We start from the raw sequence: 2,082 nt of genomic DNA, 5'->3' as shown, positions 1-2,082 counted from the left end.
GGTCTACGGCGTGTCCTGCAGGCCCACACCACCCCGCATCCCACCACATGCCGCCGTTGCTCCAGGTGTTGCTGTTGCTTGTGCCGGTGCCGGGCGCAGCCCGGCCGGCACTACCCCCTGGCAAGGCAGCACGGCACAATCGCTGCATGAGCCCGACCACCCCTGTTTCCGCCCTGACCATCGCTGGCTCCGACTCCGGCGGCGGCGCCGGCATCCAGGCCGACCTGAAGGCCTTCGCCGCGCATCGCGTGCATGGGCTGTCGGTGATTGCCGCACTGACCGCGCAGAACACCCGCGGCGTCCGCGCCGTGCACGTGCCACCGATCGACTTCCTGCGCGCGCAGATCGAWGCCTGCTTCGMCGACTTCGACATCCACGCGGTGAAGCTGGGCATGCTGGCCAACGCCGAGGTGATCCACGCGGTGGCCGATGCACTGGAACGCCATCGACCACCGCACGTGGTGCTCGACCCGGTGATGGTGGCCACCAGCGGTGCGCGCCTGCTGGAGGACAGCGCGCTGCAGGCAATGCGTCAACGGCTGCTGCCACTGGCCACCCTGGTCACCCCCAATGCACCCGAAGCGGAGCTGCTGGTCGGCCGCAGCATCGCCGATGGCAACGATGCAGAGCGGGCCGCCGCCTCGCTCCTTGATCTGGGCGCCGGTGCAGTGCTGCTGAAGGGCGGGCACCTGCACGAAGGCAACCGCGTGGTCGACCGCTACTTCGACGGCGTCAGCAGCGAAGAAGTCATCCATGCCCGCCTGCCACTGGATGCGCATGGCACCGGCTGCACGCTGGCCTCGGCCATCGCCGCGCAGCTCTGCAACGGGCTGAGCCTGGCCAACGCCTGCGAAGCCGGCATCGACTACGTAGCGCGCGGATTGCAGCAGGGCTATGCGCCCGGTCGCAGCGAGGTGCTGGTACTGGACCACTTCGGCGCGGCGCCCCACGCATGAGTGATTCGCTACGCGCGCTCACTGTGAACAGCGGCGATGGCCACCGTTTCGACGTGATCGCCTGTGCGCCCGCACAGCCGCTGGCACGGCTGTTGTGGCTGCCGGCGCTGGGCGTGGCCGCGCGCCACTACGTACCACTGGCGCAGGCACTTGCAGCCAGGGGCGTGGCGGTCTACCTGCACGAATGGCGTGGCAATGGCAGCAGTTCGCTGCGCCCGTCGCGCAGCCCGGATTGGGGCTACCGGCAGATTCTCGACCACGATCTGCCGGCCAGCGAGGCCCTGCTCGCCGATGCCGATGACGCGCAGGAGGCACTGCCATGGATCATCGGTGGCCACAGCCTGGGTGGGCAGCTGGCCTGCGTGCACGCCGGACGCCAACCACAGGCGTTCGATCGATTGTGGCTGGCCGCCAGCGGCACACCGTTCTGGCGCACGTTCCCGCCACCACGCGGTTGGCTGCTGCCACTGATCTATCGCTTCCTGCCGTGGATCGCGCGGCGCCAGGGCGTGCTGCACGGGCGCCGGCTCGGTTTCGGCGGCACCGAAGCACGCGGACTGATCGCTGACTGGGCACGCGTAGGGCTGAGCAATCACTACGCCGCCGCAGGCATGGACGAGGACCTGGATGCGCAGATGGCGCGCGTGCACGGCAGTGCGCAGGCGGTGCTGATGGAAGACGATTGGCTGGCGCCGAGCGGATCAATGCAGGCGCTGCTGGCGAAACTGCCGAATGTCGCCTCGGAATTACGCGTGCTTTCTGCGCAGGAGCTGGGTACGCAGGCCGATCACTTCGCGTGGATGAAACACCCGGAGGCTGTCGCAGAGGCGTTTTTCATTCAGTTGGGTGAAAATTTTCACAAAAGCGTTGACGACTCGCGCCGACATCCGCATAATTCCGCTCCTGTCGCAGGGCGCCCGTAGCTCAGTTGGATAGAGTACCTGGCTACGAACCAGGCGGTCGGGAGTTCGAATCTCTCCGGGCGCACCACTCGACAGACCTTCAGCATCCGCCGCTGGAAGTGCAGTAAAATTTGATTGTGTACCGCGCGCCCGTAGCTCAGTTGGATAGAGTACCTGGCTACGAACCAGGCGGTCGGGAGTTCGAATCTCTCCGGGCGCACCAC

The 2,082-nt window shown here is 67.1% G+C and carries 2 protein-coding genes and 2 tRNA genes; all 4 read left to right on the top strand.

Going from position 1 to position 2,082, the window contains the following annotated elements; all coding sequences use genetic code 11:
• Window positions 1–146 precede the first annotated feature (146 nt).
• Entirely contained in the window at window positions 147–956 is an 810-nt protein-coding gene (thiD, locus tag AC1VAN_RS19900) for a bifunctional hydroxymethylpyrimidine kinase/phosphomethylpyrimidine kinase (RefSeq protein ID WP_480986543.1), read from the top strand.
• The gene (locus tag AC1VAN_RS19895; protein ID WP_480986542.1) at window positions 953–1,879 is read left to right on the top strand and encodes an alpha/beta hydrolase family protein; all 927 of its coding nucleotides are present in this window, start codon (window positions 953–955) and stop codon (window positions 1,877–1,879) included. Before thiD ends, AC1VAN_RS19895 begins: the two co-directional genes overlap by 4 nt.
• Window positions 1,870–1,946, top strand: a tRNA-Arg gene (locus AC1VAN_RS19890). The genes AC1VAN_RS19895 and AC1VAN_RS19890 overlap by 10 nt, the downstream gene beginning before the upstream one ends.
• A 58-nt stretch (window positions 1,947–2,004) precedes the next feature.
• Window positions 2,005–2,081, top strand: a tRNA-Arg gene (locus AC1VAN_RS19885).
• Window position 2,082: the final 1 nt, after the last annotated feature.

The organism is Stenotrophomonas sp. 05L44_2 (assembly GCF_056665995.1).
This window is presented reverse-complemented; position numbering and strand designations above follow the sequence as displayed.